This is a genomic window from Armatimonadia bacterium (assembly GCA_039679385.1).
Taxonomy (GTDB): Bacteria; Armatimonadota; Zipacnadia; order Zipacnadales; family JABUFB01; genus JAJFTQ01.
This window is the reverse complement of record JBDKVB010000074.1, coordinates 57,448-79,866: the sequence shown is the minus strand read 5'-3', so window position 1 is coordinate 79,866 and position 22,419 is coordinate 57,448. Positions and strand designations below refer to the sequence as shown.

The window sequence follows — 22,419 nt, the reverse complement described above, 5'->3', positions numbered from 1 at the left end:
CCGCGAAGTTGCGGTACCTTGCTATTCCCACTACCGGTATGGAGAGGGGATGGCCGACGTCGCCTAGGTGACCTCGGCACCCCATCGAGAGAGGCCATCAGTACATGATTCGCACGCAGGTTCAGGACCTAATCAGCGCCGGACTTCGAGCCGCCGCCGAGGCCGGAGAGATTCCCGACCTCGAGGCAACCATCGAAGTCACCCCGCCCAGGAAACCCGAGCATGGCGACCTTTCGACCAACGTCGCCATGATGATCGCCAGCACGGCCAAGCTGAATCCCCGCGAGGTGGCCGGCAAGCTCGTGGCGAGGATCCCGGAGAGTCCGCTGGTTTCCGCTATCGAGATCGCCGGGCCGGGGTTCATCAACTTCCGCCTGAACCCCACCTGGCTGCAGGAGGTCATCACTCGCTGCTGCACCGAAGGTGACCAGTACGGTCGCAGCAACTTCGGCCAGGGGAAGCGGATCCAGGTCGAGTTCGTCAGCGCCAATCCGGTCGGGCCGATTCACATCGGCAACGCCCGGGGTGGCCCCTATGGCGATGCCCTGGCTTCACTGCTGGACGCCGTGGGCTACGCGGTCAGCCGCGAGTACTACGTCAACGACGGCCCCGACAACACCCAGTTGAAGCTCTTCGGCAGCTCCATCCAGGCCCGCTACCGCACGCTGCTCGGTGAGGAAACGCCGCTGCCCGAGAACGGCTACCAGGGCGAGTACATCCTCGGTCTTGCCCAGGAGTTGCTGGACCAGTGCGGCGACCAGCACCTTTCGGTACCCTTCGACGAAGAGGGTGGCCTTCACTTCGCCCGACTGGTTGAGGACACGATGCTGGAGGGCCTGCGCGAGGACTGCGCGGCGGTCGGCATCGAGTTCGATGTCTGGTTCCGCGAGCAGCTCCTCCATGACGAGGGTGCTGTGAAGCGCGCCGTCGATGACTTTGTGTCTCGTGGCATAGCCTATGAGCAGGACGGCGCCATCTGGCTCAAGACCCAGGACTTTGGCGACGACAGCGACCGGGTGGTGCAGCGCAGCAATGGGGCGTATACTTACATCGCCTCCGACGTGGCCTACGCGGCGAACAAGTTCGACCGCGGCTTCGAGCACCTCATCTATGTGTGGGGCCCGGACCATGCCGGCTACGTTCCGCGGCTTAAGGCGGCAGTGGATGCCCTGAACCGGGGGACCTGCGAGATCATCATCTACCAGCAGGTGCGCTTCCTTGAGGGCGGCCAGCCGATGAGCCTGTCCAAGCGCAAGGGCGCCATCGTCTCCGTTCGCGACCTGGTGGAGGAGATCGGGCGCGACGCCACGCGGTTCTTCTTCCTCATGCGCAGCGTCGACGCACACCTGGACTTCGATCTCGACCTGGCACGCACGCAGAGCCAGGAGAACCCGGTCTACTATGTGCAGTACGCGCATGCGCGGATCTGCAGCATCGCCCGGGAAGGTCGAGAGCGAGGCATCGTCACCGATGAGAAGGCGGAGGCCGATCTGTCCCTGCTCACCCATCCGGATGAACAGTCTTTGATGCGCAAGATCGCCGAGTATCCCACGGAGCTGATTGAGGCCGCCAGGCTCCGGGCGCCGCACCGTCTGACCTACTTCGCGCGGGAACTTGCCCAGGCCTTCCACCAGTTCTATGGTAGTTGTCGGGTCCTTGACGCCGAGGCGCCCGAGTTGTCGCAGGCGCGCTTGCAGTTGGTGCGCGCCGCACGGACCGTTCTGCGCAATATCCTCAGCCTCCTGGGCCTCACCGCTCCGGAGCGGATGTAACCTTGTTCCGGCCGCCGATTCTCGGGACGTCGCCTCTTCGGGACGCCTGACAAACCTGAAAGGTCCTGCTGGATGAGCACAGAGCTAAAGCAGCGTCTAGAGCAGATTCTCTCCCTTGAGGCCGCGCCGGCGCGGTCACTTACTCCCGAGCAACGAGATGCCCTGGAGACCATCTTTGGCGGCGTGGATGACGAGTTGGCCCTCAACGCGCTGCTGCAAGTCGCCGTGACGGCCTTCACCCACTATGGCGGCAACCTTCGGGCCCGGTATGCCATGGCGCTCGCCCGCGAGGCAGCGGGCGACGACGAAGATGCCGGACTGGGCTTCCATGAGCTGGCCCGCGAGCTTGGTCAGCGTGAGGATTGGACCGGTGCCCGCGATCTGGCGGTCCATGCCCTCTCCCTGCGCCCCGACCACAAGACCATCCGTCTGCTCCTGGAGATCTGGGACCACCTCGAAGACAAGACCGAGATGGAGCAGGACCTGGAGCTCGCCCACCAACTGAATCCCGAGGCGCCTGATCTGCTGTGGCTGGACGCTCAGCGCGCGGCAGAAGAGGGACTCGTGGAGCAGGAAGAGGCCTTCGCCTGCCAGGCGCTCAACGAGTTCGTGCGTGCGAAGGAGGGTGACCGTGCGGAGGAGCCGCTGCTGCGAATCCTCGACAGCACCTCGCCGCGCGTCTTCCGCGACCTCTTGAAGATCCTCCCGCGGATGGCCACCGCGGGCCTGGACGATCTGATGCACACGACGCTGGAACTGGCCGGCAGCAAGTTCGAAGCGCATGGCCTGGAGGGTGACCTGGCGAAGTCCCTGGAGGCCATTCTCCTCAAGCACAAGGACCTGGCTCGTCTCCGGCCCGCCTACGGACGTGCGCTGCTGATGTCCCAGGGCGGCGACGCTGGAGTGGCCGCCTTCATCCATGACTGCGGCCTCGACAACCCGGAGATTCCGCTCGAGGACGCCCTCGAACGTTTCCGCGAGATGTACGACCTGCGACCGGGGGCCTATGTCCAGCATCACAACTTCGGTGTCGGCCGCATCAGCGCGCACGACGGGGAGTTCCTGATCATCGACTTCGAGGAGAAGCAGGGGCACCGGATGGCCCTGGAGATTGCCCGGCGGTCACTGCGACCCCTGCCCGACGGCTGCCTCCGCGTGGCGAGGTTCCGCGACCCCGAAGGCATTGCCAACGAGATTGCCAATGACCCCGCGAGCCTGCTGGTCCGGGCCCTTACTGAGCTCGGCGGCGAGGCCACTGCGCGTGACCTGCGCGAGTGTCTGGCCGGGACGACAGTGCCCGACGGCGACTGGACGAGTTGGTGGAAGAAGGCCCGCGACGCCGCGGCCAAGGACGATCGCGTGGACACCTCTCAGGCCTACCGGCAGTTCTACCGGCTGCCCGGGGTAGCCCCAGAGGACGAAGAGCTGGAGCTGCCCGCGCTCCCGGTCAAGAGTGGTCCGCGAGCCGTCATCACTCTTGTCGAACGCCTCCTCAAGCAGCATCCCGAACTCGAGGATCGCGTCCGCCGGCAGTATTGCGATGACCTGATTGATCGCGTGCAGAACGCTGATTCGCGAAGCGACGCCCTGGCCGCCGTTCCCACGCTGCTGCGCTGGCTTCCCAACCGCAAGGACCAGTGGCTGGAGATCGCACGCCACGGACTGCAGCGCGAACCCGGCGTCGCAGCCGGTGTGAATGCGGAGCAGCAGAAGGAACTCCTGGCCTTCGGTCTCGGCAGCGATGTGTGGCAGGAGGCGGCGCTCTCGGCCCTGGCCTCGCGCTTCCCGGCCATCCGCGACACGGCACTCAATGCCCTGCACGAGCGCCTGGGCGACGAGTTCACCTCGCGGCTGCAGGAGGTCTTGGTCTCTCGCTATCCACTGCCGAACACCCAGTTGGCCCTGGTTCGCATGGGTCTTGCCGGAGCTCTGAACGGCGAGGTCTTCTCGGCCTGGGACATGCTCGAGGGTCTTGTCCGGGTACTGGGCGGCAATCCGCCCCAGAAGCTGCGAATGGCGGCCCTCGAGCTCCTCGACCCGCAGGAGGAGCTGGGCAAGCTTCTCCGCGAGGCGCCGATGGATGACGAAGCTGAAGAGCGCGTCAGTCGCGCCACTCGTGAGTTGAGCGCAAGTGAGTCCGGCCTCGACGCCCTGGTTCTGCTGCTGAACGAATGCGGCCATGGAGAGGCCGTCGCGAAGATCCGCGAGGCGCACGCAGTGGCGGAGCGCGACCCGGTCCTGCTGCACTTCGACCCCAAGATCATGTTCATGTCGCGCGTGACCTTCGACCAGAACACGGAGAAGATCAAGGACCTGCAGCACCAACTCGCGGTGGCCATCCCGCGCGAGATCGGTCTTGCCCGCAGCCTCGGCGACCTGTCCGAGAACGCCGAGTACCATGCAGCTCGTGAGCGGCAGGGAATCGCCGATGCCACCTTGCGCCAGTTGCTTTCGCAGATGGAGCATGCGCGGGTCATCGAGGACCAGCACTTCCCGCCCAACACCGTCGTCGTCGGCACCGAGGTCGTCATCCGAAGCCTGGCCGACAGGGTCGAGCGCACCCTCTGGCTCCTGGGACAGGGCGACAGCGTTCAGGACGCGAGTGTCATCAACTACCTGGCGCCGCTGGGACAGGCCATCATTGGCAAGCACGTGGGCGATGTGGCCGACTTCGAGGCTGAGGGCGCGGTGCCGCAGCGGCTGGAGATCATGTCGATCAAGCGGCGACTGCCGCAGTAGCGGACCGGTCGTTTGTTGCCCATTCCCTTGCCCATCATACAAGGGGGCTTGGGGGGTGAGGTGCCGCTTGGCCTTCCGACAGCGGAAGTGGGTAGGTGTCGTTCGTCGTCGCATACTAGAGTAGAACCTCAGGGCCCCATGACCTTTCATGGGGCCCTGTGCCGAGACTGTCCCCTCCGATCGCCATACAGCAAGGCCTCCGGGAGTTGTCGATGTCGCCTGCCTTCCTTCTCGGCTCCGTGGTAGGGAGCGCTCTGCTGTGCCTGATTCCCCTGGGTCCGGCACGGGTCCTCGGAGCGATCGCTCTCGTGTGCTTGCTCCCGGGTTGGTGTCTGTGGCAGGCTCTGGACGAGACTTGGCCGACCCGAAAACCAGACTTGCGCCTGGTGCTGGCCTTTCTCGGGTCGGGGGCACTCACTCCCCTCACCCTCTACTGGGCCTGCTACGGTCGTCTCCTCACTGCTCCAGTCGTCGGCGCGGCGTTGGTACTGGTGTGCGTCGCGCTGATTGCGCTGAGCCTCCTGCGGCAGACTCCCACGACGCAGGCGAGTGCTGTGCCCGGCTTGCCCTGGTATGTTAGGCTCGGCCTTGCGGCGGTCTGCGTAGTGTTCGCAGCCCTGGTTCTGTGGCCCTGGGCCGGCAGCGGACGTGACCTCGCCGGGCTGGTGAACCACTCTCCCTGCTCGGGCGATTGGTCGGCGCACCGAGCCGTCACCTACGCGCTTCTCGACACCGGCGTCCCGCCACGCAACCCCTTCCTGTGCTACAAGCCGCTCACCTACTACTACGGTCACTACCTGGAGGCCGCAGCGCTGGTGCGCCTGTCTGGAGGCGCGCTGAGTGTCGAGGCAGCCCTTGCGCTGCTGTCGGCGCTTCTGGCGGTGGCTACCTGTCTGCTCGTGTTCCACTTGGTATGGCGGCTCTTCGGAAGTGCCCCGGCAGCCCTCGGTGCGGCGACCTTGACGGTGCTGGTCGGCGGCCTGGATGTGGGCGTGCTGGCGGCCACCAGGTACCTCCTGGACCCCTACTGGTGGAATCTGGGCCATGCCGGTGTCTGGACCTTGCAGCCGAGGCTTCCCTTCGCCTTCTCCAACCTGCACTGGTCGCCCCATCACCACATGGCAGCGCTGATTGCCCTGGCGACCCTGGCCCGCCTGGGTGAGACGAAAGCCCTGCAGGGGTCCGGAGCCTCAGCGCCGAAGAACTCCTCGGCCTTGGGCGGCTTGGGATGGCTTGCGGTGCCCCTGGGCGGGATCCTGGTCGGCGGAGTGGTGGTGAACAGCATCTACCTGGGCATGGTGGTGCTCGGTGCGCTGGCACTGCTGCAGCTTTGGCGACTCCTCTCCTGGCTGATCTGGCGCCGGGAGACGGCGGCTTCGGTAGCCGGGCCGATCCTGATCGCTGTGCTCGGGGTGCTTCTGGCCTCGGGGATTCTGCTCGAGGTTAGCCGGATGGTCGGCAACGACCGCCGGAGTCTCCAGGTGGCGCTGCCCTGCCTTCCCGTGGCCGAGGAGTTGCTGAAGGAAGCCACGACTCCGGCTCCTTCATCGGAGCGGATTCGGTACTTCATGCGGACCTCCGACCGGGTGACGCGCGAGCCCAGTACCGTCGATTGCGTGGCAGGCGCGGTGGCCGTTCCCCTGCAATTGGGGCTGATAGGTCTGTTGGGATTCCTGGGGTTGGTGCGACGTCGTGCCGGCTGGGTGCCCGCGCCGCTTCTGTGCCTGCTCTTGTCGGCCGGGCTAGTGGCTGTGTTCGTCAAGAACTTTGACCTGCAGATTCGCGCCGGTGGGTTGCTCTGGTTGGTGCTGGGCGTCTATGCGGGCCGGTACCTGACCCGCGCTCGACTGCGCTGGCCGATGTGGGTGCTGGTGGGAGTGCTGACGGTCGTGGGCGTCGGGAGTGTGCTGTTCGAGGTCGCAGGCATGTCCCGGCCGGTGTACTTCGACGCGCAGGATGTGCACGTGTTCTCCTGGGTGCGCGATCACACGCCGCCGCAGTCGGTGGTGCAGGCCTATCCCTTCACCTCACCACGGGTGGCATGGATGCCCACAGCCCGGTACTTTGTGCTCCCGTCCTTCCCGGAGTTCACAGGACGAGGCGCACTCCTGGGCGACCGCTCACACATCGCCATGTACGAGTTGCCGCCCACGCGGACCATGATCGCCCGCAAACTCGCAGCGGCCTTCAGCGCGAAGTCGGCAGAGGAGTCAGCCCGGGCCTTCTCGCGTATGCATGTAGACTATGTCCTGTGGACCTCGGGAGACGAACTGAGTGCCCACGCGGAAGCGAAGCGACTGCTGCTTGATACGCGCCACTTCCGCCTCGAATACCGGGATGGGGATAGCTTCGTGGTATCGCCCCTCCGGTAAGATTGGAGCCAGGACGATGGTGCTTGTCCTCTGCCGGGCCCTGAGCCTGCTGTGTCTTCTCGGTGCGATATCCTCTTGCTGCGCGGAGGGTGCAATGACCACGTTCTACGTTGCCACGACCGGAAGGGACACCTGGTCGGGTACGCTCGCTGCTCCGAACGCAGCGGGCACCGACGGTCCCTTCGCCACGATCACCGCAGCTCAGAAGGCCGTGCGCCAGGCCGTCGAGCGCAAGCAGCCGGTGACCGTTCAGATCCGCGGCGGACGCTACAGCCTCACGAGACCCTTGCGCTTCACCTCCCTTGATGGCGGAACACCCGAGGCGCCGGTCACCTACGAGGCCTTCCCCGGCGAGCGGCCGGTGTTCACCGGCGGGCAGCTCGTCACCGGCTGGCACAAGGGAGACGGGGAGTTGTGGGTCGCCGATATTTCCGAGGTGAAGGCCGGCGAGTGGTACTTCAACCAGCTCTTCGTCAAGGGTGAGCGGCGCATCCGGGCTCGGACTCCCAACGAGGGCTACCTGCGCATCGCCGGGACACTGGTGCCTCTCGGCGACCGCGAGGCGGCACGGCGCAATCCGGCCACCAAGCAGGGCTTCCGCTACACCCCGGGCGACCTGGCTGCCTGGAAGAACCCAGACGACGTCACCATCTTCTTGTACCACGCCTGGACGGCCTCGCTGCAGTGGATCAAGGAGCTCGACGAGAAGGAGCACACGGTACGCTTTACGGCGCCCTGCGGTTGGCCGGTGGGTTGGTGGGAGGCGAACCAGCGCTATCACCTGGAGAACTACTTCGAGGCGCTGGACTCACCGGGTGAGTGGTACCTGGATCGCGCCGAGGGACGGCTGTACTACTGGCCCCTGCCCGGCGAGGACATGACCAAGATCGAGGTCATGGCTCCTCGGCTCCAGCATCTGGTCGAGATCGTCGGTGACGCCTACGCCGGCCTGCCGGTCGAGAACCTCACTCTCCGCGGGCTCTCCTTCCAGCATGCCGACTGGCTGCACGACCGCAACAGACCCGCAGACGGCCAGGCCGCGATTCATCTCAGTGCTGCCGTCGTCGCCACCGGCGCTCGCAACTGCCTTCTCGACGATTGCGAGATCGCCCACGTCGGCGAGTACGCGGTGATCCTCGGCGAGGGCTGCAAGAACAACAAGATCGTCCACTGCCACCTTCACGATATGGGTGGCGGCGGCGTGCGAGTGGGCGAGACGAACCTGTGGCCCGAGCCCGAGCGCCAGACCGACCACAACGTGGTTGACAACTGCTTCCTCCACGACGGCGGAAACGTCTTCCGTGCCGGGATCGGTGTCTGGATCGGCCGGAGCAGCTACAACACCGCCTCGCACAACGAGATCTGCGACTTCAACTACTCCGGTTGCTCAGTGGGCTGGAGCTGGGGCTACGCCGCAAGCTCGGCCAACAACAACCTCTTCGAGTACAACCACATCCATGACGTGGGCAAGGCCGTGCTCAGCGACCTGGGCGGCATCTACTCCCTGGGGGTCTCACCCGGCACGGTGGAGCGCTTCAACCTCGTGCACGATTGCTACTCCTACAGCTACGGCGGCTGGGGCCTGTACACCGATGAGGGCTCCTCGGACATCCTGCTGGAGAACAACGTGGTGTACAACACCCGCAGTGGCGGCTTCCATCAGCACTACGGGCAGCGCAACCTGATCCGCAACAACGTCTTCGCCTTCGCGATGGAGGACAACATCAAGAGCTCGCGCAGCGACCTCCCGAACTCGCTGACCTTCGAGCAGAATTTGGTGCTCACCAACAACGGCATCCCCCTGGGCGGCAGGCTCGAGAAGCCCAACTTCACCTTGCGCAACAACCTCTACTGGGACTACGAGGGCAACGAGCCGGACTTCTACGGTCACACGCTGAAGGAATGGCAGGCTCTGGGCAAGGACGAAGGCTCGGTCGTCGCCGACCCGCTCTGCGTGGACCCGACCAAGTATGACTTCCGCCTCCGTGAGGGATCACCGGCGCTCAAGCTCGGCTTCAAGCCTTTCGATATCAGCACCGCCGGCCTCTACGGCTCGCCGGAGTGGGTCGACGCACCAAAGAAGATCGTCCGCAAGCCGGTCGTCATCCCCCAGGCGGAGCCGCAGAAGGTCGCGGACGACTTCGAGGGCACCGCCGTCGGGCAGCCGCCTGCGGTGGCCAAGGTCTCCGGGGAGACCAAGGGCGCCTCAATCCGCGTCAGCGACGAGACCGCCGCGAGCGGCAAGCACAGCCTCAAGTTCACTGATGCGCCGGGACTGGCCTACAACTGGCAGCCCCACATGGTATACTCACCGAAACAGCACAAGGGAATCGCGCGCCTCGAGTTCAGTGTGCGGAGGGAGAAGGGCGCCATCCTCTGGCAGGAGTGGCGCGATGCCGCTAGCCCCTACCGCGTCGGCCCCTCCTTGCGGATTGACAAGAACGGTGAGCTGCGGGCCGGTAACAAGGTTCTCACCACCCTTCCCCTCGGGCAGTGGATCAAGCTGCAGGTGACCTGCGGCCTGGGCAAGGACTGCACCGGCGACTACCAGGTGACCGTCACAGTCCCGGGCCAGGCTCCGCAGACCTTCGAGAAGCTGCCTCTGGGCACAGCGCAGTTTCGGTGGCTTGATTGGCTCGGGTTTGTCAGCGAGGCCACCGAGACAACCGTGTTCTACCTGGATGATCTCAAGCTGGAGGTGGAAGACCGGCAGTAAGATCTGTCGGCCCACACAGTCATGATCGGGTTTGTCTACGACGACATCTTCCTTGCCCACGGAGTGCCCTGGCACCCGGAGAATCCCAGGCGACTCGAGGTCACCCTTGAGCACCTGGGGGCGACCGGCTGGCTGGATCGTCTGACGCGCCTGCCCTTCGAGGCGGCCACCGTGGGCCAGCTATCCTGGCTGCACCAGCCCTTCTATGTGGAGGACTTGCAGGAACACTGCGCCTCCGGCGGCGGCTCCTACGTGCCGGATACCGTGGCAACCGAGCACACCTTTGAGGCGGCAACCATGGCCGTCGGAGGTTGCATGGCGGCCGTCGTCGCAGCCCTGAAGTCGACCGGGGCCAAGGACGACGCCTCGCCCAGGCAGAGCTTCTGCCTGGTGCGTCCACCGGGGCACCACGCCCTGGCCGAGAGGCCGATGGGCTTCTGCTTCTTTAACAACGCGGCCCTCGCAGCCGAGAAAGCACTTCGCGAGGGCTTGAGTCGAGTCGCGATCGTAGACTTCGACGTGCACCACGGCAACGGGGTGCAGGAGATGTTCTACGACCGCCGCGATGTGCTCTACATCTCCTTGCACGAGTCCGGGCGCTACCCTGGCACCGGCTCCCTGGATGAAGTCGGGGTCGAGGAGGGTGCGGGGTACACCATCAACGTACCGCTTCTGCCCGGTGCGACGGACGAGCATTATGTCGGGGCCCTGGAGCAGGTCGCTATCCCGGCGCTGGATGAGTATAAGCCCCAGCTCTTGCTGGTCAGCGCAGGCTACGACGCTCACCACCTCGACCACCTGTCCTACTCGAACCTGACGGTGCGTGCCTACCACCAGATGACGTCGCTGCTGGCCGCTGCCGCCGCGAAGCATTGTGAGGGACGCATGGTGGTCGTCCTGGAGGGCGGCTACCACGACGACGCTCTCAGCCAGGGCATCGAGAACACCTTGCGAGCGATGGCGGGCGAACCGCCCAGCGAGACGGACGACCAGGCGCCGCAGCTTCACCCGGACCAGCGCGAGACCATCGACCAGTCCCTTGAGCATGTGGTGGAGACTCACCGAACACGCCTGGGGTTAGGGACGGCCTAGCCTTCCTTGCCGCACACAGCACTGCCATGATCTGGGGCTCCGAGACCTCTCGGGGCCCCTTGCAGAAGGAGACTCTGAAGTCAGGCGGCGGGGCTTAGCACCCGACTGCCGTGAGAACGCACCATGGACGAACGTACACTGCGAGTACTCGAATACGAGAAGGTGAAGCAGCGACTGGCCGAACAGGCGGCCAGCTCCCTGGGCAAGAACCTCGCCTTGAGCCTGTCCCCGAGCGCACGCGTCAAGACCGTGCGAGCCGCTTTGGCGGAGACTGCCGAGGCCCGGCGGCTTCTGGAGCGCTACGGGACACCGCCCTTCGGTGGCCTGACGGATGCCGGGCCGCTGGTGGCCCGTGCGCGTGCCGGAGGACGCCTGGAGCCCGACGAGTTGCTGCGGATCGGCGACTTCCTGCGCTGTGTCCGGCGGCTTCGCGGCTATCTGCTTCAGGGCGTAGAGGACGCACCGCTCCTCGCGCAGATGGGCGAGACCCTGTCGCAGCACGAGGACCTGGAGAAGGAGATCGGCCGCTGCATCGACGATAACGGCAACGTGCGTCGCACCGCCTCCGAGCAACTCGGACGCCTCATCGACCGCGCCGACGTCCTCGAGCGCCGCGCCCGCGAGCGCATGGAGTCCATCCTGCGTCGCGAGGCCGAACGCGGACTGCTGCAGGATCCGATCATCGTCCAGCGCGAGGGCCGCTTCTGCCTCCCGGTGCAGACCAATCAGCAGTCCCGCTTCCACGGGATCATCCACGACCGCTCCGACAGTGGCGCGACCGTCTTCATGGAGCCGCTCGAAGTCGTCGAGATCGGCAACGAGCTGCGCCAGAACTACCTGGAGATGACCGCTGAGGTCGAGAGAATCCTGCGCGCACTCTCGGCGCAGGTCGGCATGATCGCCGGAGAGCTTGAGGAGGATCTCAAAACCGCCGGGACGCTGGACTTCATCACCGCCAAAGGCCGCCTGGCGCAGACGATGAATGCGACGGAGCCCGACCTGGTCTCCGAGCCGCGCCTCAAGCTGCACGGTGCCCGGCATCCGCTGCTGTCGGGGAACGTGGTCCCCATCGACGTCTGGCTGGGAGAGGACTTCGACACCCTGGTCATCACCGGGCCGAACACAGGGGGCAAGACCGTCACGCTCAAGACCGTCGGCCTGCTGGCGCTGATGGCCCAGAGCGGCCTTCATATCCCCGCCGATCCCGGTTCGCAGTTGACCGCCTGGCCCTTCATCTACGCGGACATCGGCGACGAGCAGAGCATCGAGCAGTCGCTGTCCACCTTCAGCGGCCACTTGACCCAGATCGTGAAAATCCTCAGTCGGGTCGGCGCTCACCAGCGCCAACGGTCTCGTCAGGGCAACGATGCAGGCCCGGAGCGTGCCCTCGTGCTTCTGGATGAGGTCGGCGCCGGTACGGACCCGACCGAGGGAGCCGCCCTGGCCCGAGCGATCCTCCTGGAGCTCCACGAGGCCGGCTGTCGTACCATCGCCTCAACCCACTACAACGACCTGAAGGTCTTCGCCTACGCCACCGACGGTGTCGAGAACGCCTCGGTGCAGTTTGACGTGAAGACCCTTCAGCCCACCTACAAGCTCCTGATTGGCCACGCCGGATCGAGCAACGCCTTCGAGATCGCCCAGCGCCTTGGACTCGCTCGCAGCATTGTGCGCCGAGGCCGCGAGTACCTCAGCGAGGAGCAGGTCAAGTTCGAGGAGGTCATGGGGCAGGTCGAGCAGCAGCGCCGACTTCTGCATGAGCGGACCCGTGAGGCCCAGACGACTCAGCGCGACCTGGACCGCCTCAAGCAGCAGTACGAGACCGACCTGGAGAAGCTCGAAGCCCGCCGTCGCAAGGCCATCGAGGACGGCTTCTCGGAGGCCGAGACGATCATCCGTGAGGCCGAGGAGCGTGCTCGCGAGATCATCGCCGACCTCCAGCGCCAGGGCAAGCAATCGAAGGTCACACAACAGCGCCGCGAGGAACTGGTCGAGTTGCGCCGCAAGGTCCGCGAGCAACAGCAGCAGGCCGTGGCACCTGCTCAGCAGCCCATCGAGGAGAAGCCGCAGGAGCCTGAGCTGGAGGAAGTGCTGCTCGGCGACCCGGTCTTCGTCCCGGCCTTCGGGCGCGATGGTGTCGTCGTTGCTGTGCCCCGTGAGGGCGTTGTGGCGGTTCAGGTCGGCAACCTGCGGGTCGAGACCAGACTGCAGGAACTCCGCCCGGCGAAGGAGCCGCAGAACACCGAAGGCGCCGCCATCGCCGAGAGGATGCAGACCCGCAAGACTTACGAGGTCCCACACGAGATCGACGTGCGCGGCATGACCGTCGACGAGGCTGTCCTGGAGCTGGACAAGTACCTCGATGATGTCGTCCTGGCCCGCTTCCCGAAGGTGCGCATCGTCCACGGGAAGGGCACCGGTCTTCTACGCAAGGGCATCCACGAGTTCCTGCGCAAGCAGAAACAGGTGCGCGAGTTCCATATCGCCGACCACGAGGAAGGCGGCGAAGGGGCTACCGAGGTCTTCCTGTAGATTCCGCACGAACCATCTCGCCGGAGGTGATCAGCCGTGCTATCCCTTGGCCGCGCCCACGAAGTTGAGGCTGTCCTGCAGGTGGCGCAGAGGATGTGCATCGCCGCGAGGACGGCCCCAAAGGCACGAGGTGCCGACAACCTCCTCACCGCGATCCTCACCCCAGGACTCGAGAAGGATGCGCTCGTCGCGGAGATGAAGCGCTATGGCGAGGAGATCAACACGCCCTTCTTCCTGCGCGATGCGGCCAATCTCGAAGCTTCGGAGGCCTGCGTGCTCCTGGGTACCCGACTGCAGCGCCTGGGCATACCCGGCTGCAACTTCTGCGGCTACGCGGGGTGTGCGGCCAATGAGGAGGCCGGCGGCCGCTGTGCCTACAACGCCGGCGACCTGGGCCTTGCTGTGGGCAGCGCCGTGAGTGTGGCGGCCGACTGCCGGGTCGATAGCCGTGTGATGTACTCTGTCGGTGTTTCCGCTGTGAACCTGCAACTTCTCGGCCCGGAGGTCAAGATCGCCTTCGGCATCCCGCTCTCAGTGACCGGCAAGAGCCCCTTCTTCGACCGCAAGTAACGCTCAGCATACGACGCAGACAAAACCGGCGAGCGCCTCTTCAGTGGGTGCTCGCCGGTCGTGATTCTGCGCAGTCCTTCGGCGGCTCAGTACCAGCGCCACCCCATGTGCCGGGCGCTGAACTCCGTGGCCGTAGCTGCGTCCTCAGGGGAGACCTTGAGGTCGCCGCCGTCGAAGATCGCCTCGTCGCCGAACTCCCGGCACCAGTCGATCAGCAGGCCACGGAGCTCCTCCACGACCACGCGCTTCTCACGGGCCAGATTCTGCAGCTCCGCGGGATCCTCGAGCACGTCATACAGCTCCTCAATCCCGCCAAGCTCATGGTAGACGTACTTGTACTGCCGGGTTCGGATCATGTACCGCTGCCGTGGCGAGTCCAGGCACTGCGAGACGTAGAAGTCGCGTGTCGGTGCCGAACGCTTGCCGAGGGTTGCCGCCAGGCTCACACCGTGGACCCACTGCGGGAGCGGGCACTCGCTTAGCTCGGCCAGCGTGGGCAGCACATCCTGCAGTCCCACCAACTCCTCGCAGGGACCCTCATGCGGGCGAATCCCCGGACCGGCCCAGATCATCGGCACACCGACAGACCCTTGCAGCATGTTGCTCTTGAAGAAGCACCCGAAGTCACCGAGAAGATCACCGTGGTCGGCGGTGTAGACGACGATCGTGTCGTCGAGCCGCCCGACCTCATCGAGATAGGACAGGAGACGGCCGATCATCTCGTCCTGGAAGGTCACCAGCCCGTAGTAGTGAGCCCGGGCAACCTGGATCGCCTCCGGCGACATCTTGTCCCAGCCATAGGTGATCGGCATCGTGCGCAGGTATGGGTCGCGGTCGGCCAGCAACTCGCGACTCCCGACCGGCAAGGGCAGCGACCGCGGGTCATAGCGGCGATTGTAGGGCTCCGGCGGGTCATAGGGTGAGTGCGGTTTGGCGAAGGACGCCCACAGGAAGAAGGGCTGCTTCGCGCGGCCCGCAAAATGCTGCTGCAGGTTCGCAATGCTGCGTGTCGCCACCCAGGCTTCCTCATGATGGGCGGCGGGTAGGGGAGAGGTCGCCGGATGCACGTCATTGTTCCCGGCGGCATGGGCCCGCGAGTAGCCGCCCCAGCCCACATCACGCAGGTAGTCGAAGTAGTCCTCGATCCCGCGCTGCTGTCCGGTGGGGTCGAACTGCGCGATCATCCGACCCGACTCGCAGGCTTCCCAGAGGTCGAAGCCATGCACCAGTCGCGGCTGATCGGGCGGCGAGTAAGGGTGATAGTGCAGCTTGCCGATGGCGTAGGTGCGATAGCCCGCGCTCCCGAAGTGCGAGGCGATCTTGACCTGATCGTCGCGGATGCGGCCGCCGTTGTTCTTCGTGCCGGTGCACACATGCGGGTAGTTGCCGGTGGTCAGGGCTGCGCGTCCGGGGATGCAGATCGGATTGGGGCTGAAGGCGTTCGTGAAGGTGACGCCGCGTGCCGCTAGAGCATCCAGGTTCGGTGTCGCTACGAAGGGATTGCCGTTGCAGGCGAGGGCATCGCAGCGCATCTGGTCGGCCGTGATGAGCAGCACGTTCGGTCGTGCAGGCATGAGAAGCTCCCAGGGTTCGAGTGAGTTGGCCGAGCGCCTAGCCTCCAGGGGCATCAGGTTATTCCCTCTCGGAACCCCTGTACCCTTGTTGTGCCGGCGCAAGGTCCACCTGTCTACTTCGTCGAAGTAAGAAGGCCGTCTACCTGACAGAAGGAGGTGAGGCGGACGGTGCTGTCCTGGGAGCGTGCAGTCCTTCGCTCCGCTGTCTCAGACGGCTCCGGCCCGCGCAGCCCTTGACTGGTTTTCTGTATGCTCTCGCCGGCTTACTCGGTCTCCTTGGCCTTATCTTCATCGCCGGGTTCAAAGGCATGATCGCCCGCCTGATCATCGGCCTCGTCCTCGTGGCCGCCGCGCTTGCTCTCGGCTGGCTGACGAAGGCCAAGGCCCCTGAGCGGACCATCGTCCAGAAGATCGACCTGTCCGGCGACGTATCCACCCAGCAGCTCACGTGCAAGCAGTGCGGGGCGCCGGTGGACGAGAAGTCCCTCGAGATGCGCGAGGGCGCCATGTTCGTCAAGTGCCCCTACTGTGGCACCTCCTATCAGCTCGAGGAGGCCCCGAAGTGGTAGCAGGCCCGCTGCGGAAGGCTGCTCATGCGGTCGCCGGTGACTGGTGCGCCTTCGTGCGCCAGATGCGGGTGACCGTGGGCAGTGGCCGCACCAAACCGGGTCTGTACCAGTGGCGTTTCCACGGCGGCTCGCAGGAGCAGGTGCGCCTTCACCTGCGAGTCGAGGCCGACGGAACCGGCCTCCTGCTGGTCAACGTGTGGGAGGCCGTCCACCTGTCTGCCCTGGCTACCGAGATGGCGCGCATGTTGTTGGACGGGGTAAGCGTCTCCCAGGTGGCGCGGCTGCTGCACAACTGGTACCCACAGGTGCCCGCGGATCAGCTCCAGGCCGACCTTGGCCGCGTTGCCGAACTCCTCCAGCGAGCCAGGACACCGCAGGCCGGCTGCCCGACCTGTGGCCTGCAGCTTGAGCGCCGCCCGGTCTTCTCAACGCGTGCCCGGGCCCCGTATAAGGCCGACCTTGCCCTGACTTACGCCTGCAACAATGCCTGCGCGCACTGCTACAACGAGCCGGGCCGCAAGAGCATGGCCTCGCTGAGCCTTCCGCAGTGGCAGCGCGCCTTGCGCAAGCTAACGACCATCGGTGTGCCCCACGTGATCTTCACCGGCGGCGAGCCGACCCTGGTGCCCTTCTTGCCCGCACTGGTTGCCTCCGCTGAGCGCTTGGGACTGGCCACCGGCCTCAACACCAACGGCCGGCAACTGGCCAGGGACGGACTGGCACGCAAGCTCGCCCGGGCGGGTCTGGACCATGTGCAGGTAACCCTCGAGTCGCCCGATGCCGAGGTCCACGATGCAATGGTCGGGGCCAGTGCTCAGGCCCAGACCGTGCGGGGCATCCAGTCCGCCCTCGACGCAGGACTGCACACCATCACCAACACGACGCTGACTTCCGCTACGCAGTCCAAGGCGGTCGAGATGGTGGACTTCCTACACAGCCTGGGCATCACGACCTTCGCAATGAACGGGATGATCTGCGCTGGCGGCGGCTGCCACAACCCGACGTCGCTTACCGAGGCTAGTCTGATCCCGCTCCTCGACCGTGTTCGCAGCCGGGCCGAGGAACTCGGGATGCGCTTCCTGTGGTACACGCCGACGCAGTACTGCAAGCTCTCGCCCCTGGACCTGGAGCTCGGACCGAAGGCCTGCAATGCCGCCGAGTACTCCGTATGCGTGGAGCCCAGCGGCGACGTCTTGCCCTGTCAGTCCTACTACGAGCCCGCCGGGAATCTTCTGACCGACGAGTGGTCCGCGATCTGGGAGAGCCCGCTCTTCTCCCGGATCCGCAATCGTCGCGAGCACCCTTGTGAGGCGGGGCTTCCGCAGCGATGCTGGACCTGTCCTGACCTCCCGGTCTGTGGCGGCGGGTGCCTGCTCGAGCAGGTCTCCAAAGAAGCCTCACAGACGCCGAAGCCCTCACTTGCAGCTGCCGGTTCTATCCGCTCTGAGGATCCGCAAGCCCAGGGAGGCCTGTAGGGATGCCCATCAACTGGCGTCGACTCTTCGGTCCGCCACCACCACCGGCCGCGCCCATCAAGCCGGGGCTATATCACTTCACCCGTACGGAGACCGATCCACCGGTGCGCTTCCATCTGCGCGTCGACACTGACGGCGGCGGTCTGCTCCTGGCGAACGCCTCCGAGGCTGCGGTGCTTTCGCCGGTCGGTGTGTTCATGGCCCACGGGATCCTCAGTGGGCGCGAGGACATCGCCATCAAGGCCGACGTGCGAGCCCACTTCGGCGGGGCCACAGACCCCGAGATCGCCGATGATCTGTGGCAGATGCACCATCGCATCGACGACCTCTCCTCGCCCGACGACAACTACCCGATCACCAACGTCGGCATCCGCGGAGAGAGCACGGTCGGACGCAGGCTCATCGCTCCGCATCGAGCCTTCGTCACCGCCGATCGTGCGGAGGTCCTGGAGCCTGTGCTGCGGGCGCTGTGGGAGGCGGCCATCCCGCACGTCACCTTCCTGCCCACTGCGCAGACCCCCGGGGAGGAGCTGGTGCGCTTGGTGGAGTGTGCCGAGGACCTGGGGATGATCACCGGGGTCCGCGGTCTCGCTTCCTGGTTCGGCGACGAAGAGCTCACCGCCGCATCGCTGGCGGGCCTGGACTACCTGACCGTCGTGCTGGCCTCCGTCGACGCCGAGGAGCACAATCGACTGGTGGGCGCTGAGGACTACGACAGCGTCCTCCGGGCCTTGAAGCTCTGTCGCGCGCTGGAGCTCTGTCCGGTGCTCCAGGTCCCGCTGACGGACTTCAGCGCACAGGAGCTGGAGGAAATGGTGGTCTGGGGAACTCAGCACAAAGTGAGCAACTACTCCTTCTTTGCCGTGGCCTGTCTGGATGGGGAGGAGCAGGAGGACGCCGCCGGGGCTCTTGCCGCTCGCAGTCTCCCCCAGGTGGCTGCGTCGGTGACGGAAGGTTCGGAGAGTGTGAACGCTCGCTTCCTCTGGGAGCCGCCGGTGCGCTTCGACCTGCGACGCACCCTGGCTGAGCAGATTGTCAGCGGTCCGCGTGCGGGCAGTGACGCCTCCGTGCGCGTCGAGCCGGACGGCTCCGTCTATCCGCCTCGTGGGCCGCGCGTCAAGGCAGGCAATCTGCTGCAGCAGGAGTGGGCCCAGATCTGGGCTGCGCCCTGCTTTGCTCCCTACCGGGAGGGTGAGGCTGCGCCCGTGCCTTGCGAGGTTTGTCCGGGGCTGGAGATCTGCGAAGCTGCATGCCCCCGGAACGTAGATTCCTGGAGTGACGACCGCAAGGACGGTGAGGCATCATGACCCTCCGCACTTCCCGACGACCAGCCTCCGGCAGGTCTGCAGCGCACCTCTCGGTGCTGCTGGCCCTGGCGCTGCTGACCACCCTCGCCGTCACTGCCTCGGCCCAGGAGTACCTGTTCTCCGTGCCGAAGATGCTGCTGGCGGTGGAGGTGAATCCGGACGCCTCCGTGACCTTGGAGTACACCATCGACTTCAAGTGTGCACCGGGAGCCCATGCCATCGACGCCGTCGACGTCGGCCTGCCCCATGGCGACTACGACATGAGCCAGATGGTGGCGTCCGTCGACGGTGAGCGCGTCTACAGCTTCGAGAAGTCACCCTACGTCGAGTATGGCGTGGCGGTCAACCTCGGCGACAAGAGCATCCAGCCTGGCGCCTCAGGGCGCTTCAGCTTCCTGTGCCGCATGCCCTCGATGGTCTGGCAGGACACGACGCGCAAGGACTACGCCTCCCTACGCATCACCCCGACCTGGTTCGGCAGTCAGTATGTGCAGGGCACAACCGACCTCTACGTTACGGTCTACTTGCCCAAAGACCTCAAGCCGGACGAAGTGCTCTACCAGGACGAGCGCCAGCCCTTCAACCGCAAGTTCGTAACCGACAAGTACACGATGGTGGAGTGGCGCTTCCAGGGCACTCGGCTCGATGGCCCGCACATGGTCGGCCTGTCCTTCCCGAAGCGCAACATGACCCACGTGATGTACATGACGCCCTTCGCGCTGTTCATGAAGTGGTGGCGCGAATCCCCGGACGTGCGGCTCCTCTGGGGTGCCTTCGTGCTGATCCTCTTCGGCATCATGTTCTTCCGCGCCAGTGCCGGGACGGGCTGCAGTTGCTTCGTGCCGCTCCTGATCCTGCTGATCGCCTGCTTCAGTGCCAGCCCCGGCGTGGAGTTGGCCGCCTTTCCGGTCCTGCTCCTGGTCTGGTACTTCACGGAGAAGGGGCTGAAGCGTCGTCGCGGTCACTACCTGCCGCCTATTGCCTCGGTCGAGGGCGGCGACATCAAGCGCGGGCTGACAGCGCCGGAAGCTGCCGTTCTGCTGGAGCTGCCGCTGAATCGTGTCCTCGCGCTGGTACTTTTCGGGTTGCTCAAGAAGGGTATCGTGAAGCAGCTCGACACGAAGCCGCTTTCCGTTGCCCTGAATCCCGGCTACGAGGCCGAGGAGCGTGGTGCGCGACGCAAGCAGGCCCAGGAGCAGGGCACCGTCGTCCATGCCTATGAGCAGCGTCTCATCGACGCCCTGCGTGAGGCCAAGAGCACCCGCGTCGACAAGGTCAATCTCAAGCCCGCGATGGAGGGTCTGATCGTCGACACCGCGGCGCGGCTCAAGGGCTTCGATGTCGAGAAGACCCGCAGCTACTACAAGCTGATCGTTTCCAAAGCGTGGTCGGAGGCCAAGGGCCTCGGCGACCTGCAGGAGCGCACGACCTACACCGACGACAACCTGCTCTGGATGCTCCTGGCGCCGGACTACAACGACAGCTTCGGCACCTGGTACGGGACGGGCTATCGCTATGACCCGCCCTGGATACGCACCGGTCCGGTCTTCGGTGGAGGCGGCATACCGACACCGGCTCCGGATACGGGTGTGGGCGGCCATACGAGCTTTGGCGACGTGGCCTCCTCCTTCGCCGGGTGGACGGAGAACGTTGCCGGTGGCCTGTCGTCAAGCCTTGACGGTCTCACAGTCCCGGGTGCCCGAGGCGGCGTGATGGACCTCTCCGGCATGGACAAGGTGAGCCTCGATGTGCTCGACACGATATCCTCCTCCAGCGGAAGTGGGGGAGGCGGTGGTGGCGGCGGATGTGCCTGCGCCTGCGCCGGATGTGCCTGCGCTTGTGCCTGTGCAGGAGGCGGACGGTGACGGCCTTGTGTTCGTAGCAGGCCCCGGCGGGTCGGCGATGCCCGAGCCCTTGCGACCCGACTTGCCCTCTCTTGCCCAGTCGGAGCGCCTGGCTTCCTGGCTGGCAGCTCCGCGGAGTCGTCTCCTGCGACGGGCGCAGATCGGGCTGCGTCAGCGTGTGCTCGAGATCGGCTGCGGCCACGGAGTGGTGAGCGAGGAGTTGGCCCGTCGGGTTCCGGGCGAGCTCGTCTGCCTGGACCGCCGTCTCGAGGCTGTCCAGACGCCGCCTTCGCCCTCGACAGGGCGGGTGGCAGCAGACGCCTGCGATCTCCCCTTCCGCGATGCGTGCTTTGACCTCGTGGTCTGCCAGAACATCCTGCTATGGGTGGGTGATCTGACGCGGGCTGTGGGCGAGATCGCCCGCGTGCTGGAGCCGGGAGGCGCTCTTGTCGCCCTGGAGCCTGACTACGGCGGGATGATGGAGTACCCGCCGTCGGTCGCTCTCCGTGAGGTGTGGATCGAAGGTTTACAGGCCGCCGGAGCCGACGCCCTTGTGGGGCGCAAGCTTCCGGCGGCCTGTGAAGAAGCGGGATTGAAGCCGTGCGTTGAGCTTCTCAATATGCCCCAGCCGGCCACTGTGCAAGGCGTGGGTCTGTGCCTGGGCTTGCCCCTCACCGAGCCGCAGCGAGCGCGAGTTCAGGAGGTCATGGCCGAGATCCGCCGGGCACGAAATACCTGGTCTTGCTTCCTCCACCTTCCCTACTTCCTGGTGCTGGCCACTCGCTGAGCGGGCCAACGCCAGGCCCGCCCCTACCCGATCAGTGCATCTTCTTCGGGTGCGGCGTCTTGATTACCAGGAAGGTTGCCGGCTCCTCTCCCGCGTTGCTCATATCCATCTGTGTGTCGAAGGGGACGCTGAGTGCCTCTCCCGTCCCGAAGACCTCTGTCTGCCCTGGTGTCTCGAACTTCAGTTGCCCGGCCAGTGCAAGCAGCACGACGTGCGAGTTGCTGTTGTGCCGTGGCAGAGCCTCACCCGGCGCCAGCCGAATCCTCATGATCTGTACCTCGTCGGTCTCCCAGACACACATGCGGTCGCCGTGGTCCTGCAGGTGAAGGTCAACCCTCTCGACTCCGGGCATCGCAGGCACTCCTCTCACTGACCGGCGAGTTCATGCGCCAGTTGGTGGTACTTCTCGTGCATCCCCTCACCGATTTCCTGGGTCTCGACCTGCTCGAAGGCCGCCACAAGCTCTTCGTTGTCCGCGTCGGTGAGCAGGTCCTCGGCCAGCATGAACAGTACCCGATTCTCCTTGTCGATGTGCTCCCGCATCAGGCCGTCATAGTCAAGCAGCGCCTGACGCAGCTTCGAGATGGCCTCGGCATCCCCCTTGGCAACCCCGGGCAGGACGTCGCCGATGTCACTGACGATCTCACGCCCGAGGTCATGCTCCTTGAGCATCAGGGTCGTCGGGCCATGTCCTCGCGGCAGTCCCCGTTGCCAGAGCCTCGGGAACAGGTGCCGCTCCTCCTTGGTGTGATGGCAATGGTCGACGAAGTTGGCAAAGAAGCCATGCAGCTTCTCCGCCAGTAGAGGGTCGGCCTGGAGTGCGCCGGCCAGGTTCCCGACAACACGCCGCGTCCCGTTCAGAACCAGCATCACGACCTCGTGCTCGTGCCGCAGAACCTCCGTCGCCTTCATGGTGGTCCCCTCCTAAAGGCTAAGTCGACCTTGCGATCACTCCGCTCTCCTGTGCGGCGCACAGGCCGAACACGACAACAGCGAGCGTCCCGGCTCCAGCGACTGAGACACCGAACCCGATTGTGAAGGACCGTCGTCTCCGACTTCTCGTCTGCGCC

15 protein-coding genes are annotated in these 22,419 nt (G+C 65.5%); 12 read left to right on the top strand and 3 right to left on the bottom strand.

The annotated features are described in order from the left end of the window. Window positions 1–104: 104 nt before the first annotated feature. The 7 genes from argS to ABFE16_08980 all read left to right on the top strand — a co-directional run bounded on the left by argS (window position 105) and on the right by ABFE16_08980 (window position 13,793). Window positions 105–1,772, top strand: coding sequence for an arginine--tRNA ligase (argS, locus tag ABFE16_09010; GenBank protein MEN6345435.1), 1,668 nt, complete (start codon window positions 105–107; stop codon window positions 1,770–1,772). A gap of 72 nt (window positions 1,773–1,844) precedes the next feature. Next, window positions 1,845–4,511, top strand: coding sequence for a GreA/GreB family elongation factor (locus ABFE16_09005; protein MEN6345434.1), 2,667 nt, complete (start codon window positions 1,845–1,847; stop codon window positions 4,509–4,511). A gap of 212 nt (window positions 4,512–4,723) precedes the next feature. Continuing rightward, on the top strand, window positions 4,724–6,883 hold the full coding sequence (locus tag ABFE16_09000) for a hypothetical protein (GenBank protein MEN6345433.1): 2,160 nt from the start codon (window positions 4,724–4,726) through the stop codon (window positions 6,881–6,883). A 94-nt stretch (window positions 6,884–6,977) separates the two neighbouring features. Further along, window positions 6,978–9,599 (top strand): right-handed parallel beta-helix repeat-containing protein, encoded by a 2,622-nt coding sequence (locus ABFE16_08995; GenBank protein ID MEN6345432.1) that lies wholly within the window; start codon window positions 6,978–6,980, stop codon window positions 9,597–9,599. Between the two features lie 21 nt (window positions 9,600–9,620). Beyond that, entirely contained in the window at window positions 9,621–10,691 is a 1,071-nt protein-coding gene (locus ABFE16_08990) for a histone deacetylase (protein ID MEN6345431.1), read from the top strand. Window positions 10,692–10,814: 123 nt separating this feature from the next. Further along, a complete protein-coding gene (locus tag ABFE16_08985) occupies window positions 10,815–13,223 on the top strand; it encodes an endonuclease MutS2 (protein ID MEN6345430.1) in 2,409 nt (802 codons plus the stop codon). A gap of 36 nt (window positions 13,224–13,259) precedes the next feature. Next, window positions 13,260–13,793, top strand: a complete 534-nt coding sequence (locus ABFE16_08980) for a DUF2148 domain-containing protein (protein ID MEN6345429.1) — start codon at window positions 13,260–13,262, stop codon at window positions 13,791–13,793. Window positions 13,794–13,879: 86 nt separating this feature from the next. Here the strand turns inward: ABFE16_08980 and ABFE16_08975 are convergent, their stop codons facing one another. After that, entirely contained in the window at window positions 13,880–15,367 is a 1,488-nt protein-coding gene (locus tag ABFE16_08975) for a sulfatase-like hydrolase/transferase (protein ID MEN6345428.1), read from the bottom strand. A gap of 308 nt (window positions 15,368–15,675) precedes the next feature. Between ABFE16_08975 and ABFE16_08970 the strand changes: the two genes are divergently transcribed. The 5 genes from ABFE16_08970 to ABFE16_08950 are packed head-to-tail and all read left to right on the top strand — an operon-like array spanning window position 15,676 to window position 21,349. Continuing rightward, a complete protein-coding gene (locus ABFE16_08970; GenBank protein ID MEN6345427.1) occupies window positions 15,676–15,936 on the top strand; it encodes a hypothetical protein in 261 nt (86 codons plus the stop codon). Further along, a complete protein-coding gene (locus ABFE16_08965) occupies window positions 15,930–17,411 on the top strand; it encodes a radical SAM protein (GenBank protein MEN6345426.1) in 1,482 nt (493 codons plus the stop codon). The genes ABFE16_08970 and ABFE16_08965 overlap by 7 nt, the downstream gene beginning before the upstream one ends. Before the next feature lie 2 nt (window positions 17,412–17,413). Further along, complete coding sequence (locus ABFE16_08960) at window positions 17,414–18,718, top strand: SPASM domain-containing protein (protein MEN6345425.1); 1,305 nt, start codon at window positions 17,414–17,416, stop codon at window positions 18,716–18,718. Next, window positions 18,715–20,583, top strand: coding sequence for a hypothetical protein (locus ABFE16_08955; protein MEN6345424.1), 1,869 nt, complete (start codon window positions 18,715–18,717; stop codon window positions 20,581–20,583). Before ABFE16_08960 ends, ABFE16_08955 begins: the two co-directional genes overlap by 4 nt. After that, window positions 20,525–21,349: a methyltransferase domain-containing protein gene (locus ABFE16_08950; protein MEN6345423.1), complete on the top strand. Its 825-nt coding sequence runs from the start codon at window positions 20,525–20,527 to the stop codon at window positions 21,347–21,349. Before ABFE16_08955 ends, ABFE16_08950 begins: the two co-directional genes overlap by 59 nt. Before the next feature lie 31 nt (window positions 21,350–21,380). Here ABFE16_08950 and ABFE16_08945 read toward each other — a convergent pair whose 3' ends face one another. Further along, window positions 21,381–21,701 (bottom strand): cupin domain-containing protein, encoded by a 321-nt coding sequence (locus ABFE16_08945; GenBank protein MEN6345422.1) that lies wholly within the window; start codon window positions 21,699–21,701, stop codon window positions 21,381–21,383. A 14-nt stretch (window positions 21,702–21,715) separates the two neighbouring features. Beyond that, window positions 21,716–22,261 carry a hemerythrin domain-containing protein gene (locus ABFE16_08940; GenBank protein ID MEN6345421.1) on the bottom strand — a complete coding sequence of 182 codons (546 nt, stop codon included), beginning with the start codon at window positions 22,259–22,261 and terminating at the stop codon, window positions 21,716–21,718. Window positions 22,262–22,419: the final 158 nt, after the last annotated feature.

What these genes read in the sequence shown, in the direction of transcription:
- ABFE16_08985 (MEN6345430.1), top strand. Translation starts at nt 10,815, where the DNA reads ATGGACGAACGTACACTGCGAGTACTCGAATACGAGAAGGTGAAGCAG.
- argS (MEN6345435.1), top strand. Translation starts at nt 105, where the DNA reads ATGATTCGCACGCAGGTTCAGGACCTAATCAGCGCCGGACTTCGAGCC.
- ABFE16_08960 (MEN6345425.1), top strand. Translation starts at nt 17,414, where the DNA reads ATGCCCATCAACTGGCGTCGACTCTTCGGTCCGCCACCACCACCGGCC.
- ABFE16_08970 (MEN6345427.1), top strand. Translation starts at nt 15,676, where the DNA reads ATGATCGCCCGCCTGATCATCGGCCTCGTCCTCGTGGCCGCCGCGCTT.
- ABFE16_08940 (MEN6345421.1), bottom strand. Translation starts at nt 22,261, where the DNA reads ATGAAGGCGACGGAGGTTCTGCGGCACGAGCACGAGGTCGTGATGCTG.
- ABFE16_08955 (MEN6345424.1), top strand. Translation starts at nt 18,715, where the DNA reads ATGACCCTCCGCACTTCCCGACGACCAGCCTCCGGCAGGTCTGCAGCG.
- ABFE16_08995 (MEN6345432.1), top strand. Translation starts at nt 6,978, where the DNA reads ATGACCACGTTCTACGTTGCCACGACCGGAAGGGACACCTGGTCGGGT.
- ABFE16_09005 (MEN6345434.1), top strand. Translation starts at nt 1,845, where the DNA reads ATGAGCACAGAGCTAAAGCAGCGTCTAGAGCAGATTCTCTCCCTTGAG.
- ABFE16_09000 (MEN6345433.1), top strand. Translation starts at nt 4,724, where the DNA reads ATGTCGCCTGCCTTCCTTCTCGGCTCCGTGGTAGGGAGCGCTCTGCTG.
- ABFE16_08945 (MEN6345422.1), bottom strand. Translation starts at nt 21,701, where the DNA reads ATGCCCGGAGTCGAGAGGGTTGACCTTCACCTGCAGGACCACGGCGAC.
- ABFE16_08990 (MEN6345431.1), top strand. Translation starts at nt 9,621, where the DNA reads ATGATCGGGTTTGTCTACGACGACATCTTCCTTGCCCACGGAGTGCCC.
- ABFE16_08975 (MEN6345428.1), bottom strand. Translation starts at nt 15,367, where the DNA reads ATGCCTGCACGACCGAACGTGCTGCTCATCACGGCCGACCAGATGCGC.